This window comes from uncultured Cyclobacterium sp. (assembly GCF_963976465.1).
Taxonomy (GTDB): Bacteria; Bacteroidota; Bacteroidia; order Cytophagales; family Cyclobacteriaceae; genus Cyclobacterium.
The window spans coordinates 1-5113 of record NZ_CAXBOC010000427.1 but is presented as its reverse complement, the minus strand read 5'-3'; the positions used below and the strand labels follow the sequence as shown (position 1 = coordinate 5113).

The 5113-nt window shown below is 34.0% G+C and carries 3 protein-coding genes; all 3 read right to left on the bottom strand.

Annotated elements, in window-relative coordinates:
* On the bottom strand, positions 1-2426 hold a 2426-nt coding region (locus AAC037_RS19495; protein WP_339904960.1), incomplete at its 3' end, for a PAS domain S-box protein.
* A gap of 721 nt (positions 2427-3147) precedes the next feature.
* Positions 3148-3426: a hypothetical protein gene (locus AAC037_RS19490; RefSeq protein WP_339904959.1), complete on the bottom strand. Its 279-nt coding sequence runs from the start codon at positions 3424-3426 to the stop codon at positions 3148-3150.
* Positions 3423-5093: a tetratricopeptide repeat protein gene (locus AAC037_RS19485; RefSeq protein ID WP_339904957.1), complete on the bottom strand. Its 1671-nt coding sequence runs from the start codon at positions 5091-5093 to the stop codon at positions 3423-3425. Before AAC037_RS19485 ends, AAC037_RS19490 begins: the two co-directional genes overlap by 4 nt.
* Positions 5094-5113: the final 20 nt, after the last annotated feature.

Sequence of the window (5113 nt, the reverse complement as noted above, 5' to 3'; positions counted from 1 at the left end):
TTATCGGTTAACAATCGAATTTCCTGATGGACCCATTTAATACTATCCTTACCTGTCAATATACGGTGTTCAAAACTTTGAACATTATTATCCTCTAATAACCCAATTGGGTCTTTTTCCATCAGGTGTAGATCGTCAGGATGGAAGGTTTGGGCAATATTAATTTGGGTAGGAATAAAATCCTGAGGTGAATAGCCATAAATGCGATACGTTTCTTCTGACCAAACAGAAAGCTCTGAATCAAGATTCCTGGACCAATAGCCAAGCTTGGCAATTTTTTGGGCAGTTTTTAACTGCTTATATGCCACTTCCAATTTTTCTTGAACCAATCTTTCTTCAGTGATGTCCTTGGCTACCGAAACAATAATTTTCGATTCTTGAATTACCGTAACACTCCATACCAACCATATAATATGGTCATCGGAAGTCACAAAACGGACTTCGTATTTAGGGTAGGACGTATGAGATAGGGAGGACTGATGAGCGATTAAGGATTGAAGCCTTGTTTGGGATTCTTTTTTATCATCTTTGTGAATAAAATGATAAATAGGATTAGCGAGTAACTTTTCTTTCTTATACCCCATCAATTTTTGAAAGGCTTTGTTGTACTTTTTGATGTATCCATCAAAACCTATGATACAATGCGGATCCGGAGAAATATTAAAAAAATTGCGGTATTCTTCTTCAGTAATTTTTTGCTTAATTACCGGCCCAAGAAATTGGGTGACTTCTTTAAGCAAATGGTATTCCTCTACTATTTCATCTTCCCGATTTGATGAAAAACAAAGAATACAACCAATAAACTCATTGTTATAAGCAATGGGAAAACCCATTGCTGTATTAAATTTAGCGGGGTTTCGAACAAATTCTTTTCTGGTTGGTAAATCTTTCCACAAAATAGGACCATTTTCTTTCCAAATATAACCCGGAAGACCTTCCCCTAGAGTAAAAGAGGTGTGTTCTTTTCCGTATTCGTAAAACGAAGAAAATTTTTCATTTTGAAAGGAATAAGAAATCAAGTCTAATCGACTTGCTTCCTGAGAGACCAACCAAATTTCACTATAATCGATACCATTTAAATCAGTTAACTGACTTATTGCTTGATTGAAACAGGTTGACAATTTCCCGGGTTTTCCAATTTCTTTGGCTAAAGAAGCTGTCACCCTCTCAATCCTTCCCTGCTTCACTTCTGCAGTAACTTCATGTGTATTGGCTACAATTCCATAAATAAATGGCGTATCTAAATGGTTTGTTAACTCCGTCTGAATCCATCGCCAGTCACCACGGGCATCCAGAAAACGGTAAGGTTCGATGGTCATGTATTTAACCGTTGAAATTCCAGCCAAACAATGCTTTATACGAGGTTGATCTTCTTTATGGATAAATTCAAAAGCATTTTTACCTATAAATTCATCCGGAGCAATTCCCAAAACTGTTTTTGAGGTGGGCCCTACGTAATTATAATTCCCGTTTTTGTCTATGATCGCAATAAGATCTTTTCCATTTTCAATCAAAGATTTAAACCTTGCTTCTCTGTAGGAGAGCTCTTGATAAGCTTCAAGTTGTTTAATCACCTGTCCTAAGTTAGAGGTAAGCACTTGTATCAATTGAAAATCTTCCTCTGAAAATTCTCGCTCTTGCGTACAATCATCAAAGCCTATAAAGCCATAAAACAATTCATTAACCCATAATGGTAGGACAAGTATAGATTTGATATTCTGCTGCGACAGCATGGTTTTAAGGGTCGACTGTGGAAGGTCTTTAACGATGGATTCGAAATAGCTTTTCTTCTGTAAAGCTTCCATAAATAAAGGCAATTCTGAGAAGGGAATATTTTGAAGTTTAGGATTATCAATCTGAGGTGCTATCGCCTCACCACTCCACTCTAACCTCTGGGAAGTGGTCTTATCCTTTAGGTTATTTTGAAAAAAGTAGATACGATCAATTCCAATGGTTTCCCCAACGATTTTAAAACAAGCATTTAGAGATTGAAGCCAGTCATTGGATTTCAAAAGTAACTGGCTTATGATGCTAATCGCTTTTAAATAATTCTTTTGCCCCTCTATTCTTTGCTCTCTTTCATAGCGATCTGTCAGATCAATGGCTGTAACTATCTCAGCTTTTATTCCATTAAATGTAATATGATTGCTTTTAATCTTTACGTAAATCACACTACCATCCTTTTTTCTATGTCTATAAAGACTTTCTTTATACAATTCAGAACGGGTTCTGGCTTCTTGTACTGCTCTTTCTAGTCTTGGGATATCCTCCGGAGGACGAATGTCCTTAATCGTCATATTTAGAAATTCCCTCTCACTATAACCGTAAGAACGTATGGCTTCCTTGTTGACGGCAAGAAAACGAAATGTTACTAAATCATAAATCCACATTGGAAAAGGAGCAAAATCAAAAATGGATTGATCCATATTTTTTTCAAAATTTTTACATGTAATCATTTACAAAAGATAGTGGTAAAACCACTAAACCCTACATCTATTAATAATAACAGCATATAGATACCCTGCACAAATATAACTTTATTAAGATCAATTTAGGATGAAATGTAACTTTTTATTGAATAAACAATACTTAAACATAAATTTATTTTTAAAAGATAATGTAATACATCGCAATATTTCCCCAATCAAAAACTAAAAGGAAAAAGAGAATAAAGGTTTATACTTCACACAATTGGTGCCACTTGTCCAGTCCGTAATGTATCTTTTAAAATTAGCAGTATATTTGTATACTGCTCTGCTCAACAAGGCTTTTCCCTACTGCCTGTAATTTAAAACCACAAACAACTATCCTCTTCAATGGGAAGAGGTTCGACATCATTAACACTCCCCACTATCAAACCCGTATGGTTGCAGCACTTGGAAAAAATAGCTTGAAGTTTTTTAACCTTGTACGTCTTAACCGACATCCCTCAATATATCTTTTGCCATTTAGGATTTTAAATCTATAAGAACCGGAATTAGCGTGCCATTACAAATGGCATTAAGATAATTATGCTTTTAAGATATGCTTGGGAATAAAAGGGTGTAATTGCAAATTACAACTAGGTGGGAGACAACCGAATCCTGAACGAAGCCAAAGTGGGATATTAAAGTAGAATTACTGCAAGCCTAAATCCTTCAAGATAACCTAGCTTTTTTTCTTGCGCTTCTCAATAAAATCATCAACAACTTTTTGAAGGATTATTATGTTTTGATTTAAGTCCTCATCAGTATCATCCAATTGTTGGGCTTTTTTAAAAAAGAACAATGAATGATTGTACATTTCCATCCTCTTCAAATAAAGCCAGCCGAATTTTTTTGGGTATTCTAATTTTTTATTGGCCTGCTTCCCGATTTCATTTGCTTGTGCAGTACAGGTGAATCCTATCTCAAATAATGTATCATAATCGTATTCCTGTAACTTCACTGCACGCTTATAGTATCTAGGAAGATTTCGTTATATTTTTCAGGTTGATCTATGAAATTATTGATGTCATTTTTAAGTAAGGTTGCTTGTTCATTATAGACAAATCCCAAATTATGATAAGCATCACCATTTTCAGGATTAATCTCAATTACCTTTAAATAATAGTTTACGGCTTCATCATAATTTTCATTGGCTTGCTCCAGTACACCAATATTATAAAATAATTTATCGTTTGCGTCAGCTGATTTTTCCCCTTCTTTGAGTAGTTCTAAAAAACGGTCATTATTATTGAGTTTATTATAAATATGTGCTTCTGTTATTAATAAATCATAGTTATTAGGGAAATCCTCTCTAGCTTTTTGAATGAGTGTAAGGGCTTTGTTAAAATCCCCACTTTCAGACAGTACTTGAGATTGCGAAATCAAATTTCGAATTTCTTTATTTTCATCTTCAAGAAGAGAGGCTTTTTTTTCTTTTGCCAATTGTTCTTCCACAAAATCATCCGGGTTTTTTCCGGTCAATTTTTTATCTCTTTTTAACCAATCTTTTACTAGCTCGTTTGATTTGGAGTCTTTATAGCCATATTTTGAATTTAAAAATTTATACAAAGGCATTTTTTCCTTCCCTTTGGTTCCATTAAATTCAATTTCATAATAATATATTTTTTCGCTAGTATTTTCCAAAAACAACTTCAATAGTCGATCATCTTTTATGTACAATTGATCCCATGCTAAATCTTTAGCATATTTTCTTCCAAAAAGCACACCAATTAGTAATGATTTTTTGGTTTGATCATTGGCTGCGTTAAATAAATCAATGGCTTTTTTGTCATAATAGTCACTGACATAATTTTGTCTTGTATAAAAAAATATTTCATAGATAGGATCTAAAAATTTATTTGTTTCGTTGGAGGCTAACATTTTCCGAGCTCTTTCACTCTTCTCTTTGTCAACAAAATCTCTCCAAAATTTAAACAATCCATATCCTGTTGATCCGTGAACATTATTGTTATGATAGCCCAAATCTGTAGACAAATCTCCTGCGAAATCTATCAGTTCATTTAAATTAGCATAATAAAACTCATTGATTAGCGCCATATTTTTAAGTTCCTTCTCATTTCTTAATAGCTGTGCCGTATTGTACGCCAATATTTTCTTTAGTCTATTTACTTGGTTGGAAAAAATCTCTGATTTTAAATTTTTATACCTTGCGTCACCTTCCTTTTCAATAAGCCAGTTTAAATTATCAATGGCTAGGTTTTCATACCTCCGTAATGTTTTTTCCTTTACAAGAAAGTCTGCATAATCTGTTGTATACAAGGCTTCGCACTCCTTGTCTAAAGGGATAATTTCCTCAAGATACTCCCTTATGTTTTCATTTTTATTATTTACATTCCTAATCCTAGCTTGTTGAATATCGTTGGCAATACTTAAACCCACATTAACTATTTGAGTAGCGGCGGCTTCTAAATTTTGGGTATAAACTTGTTGTCTTTCTAAGGCGTTTTGGTAATGTGAATTTGCAGCACTTGTGCCACTTTGGTAGCTTGAGGAATTTGATTGAGAAGTTTCGTAGTCATTATTGTTGCTTACCGATTGGCCGGAGTCAGTACTTGGATAAGCTGATGCACTTTTATCATTGCTATCATTTTCACCTAAAGCATACATTTTAACCAAATGGAAATTAA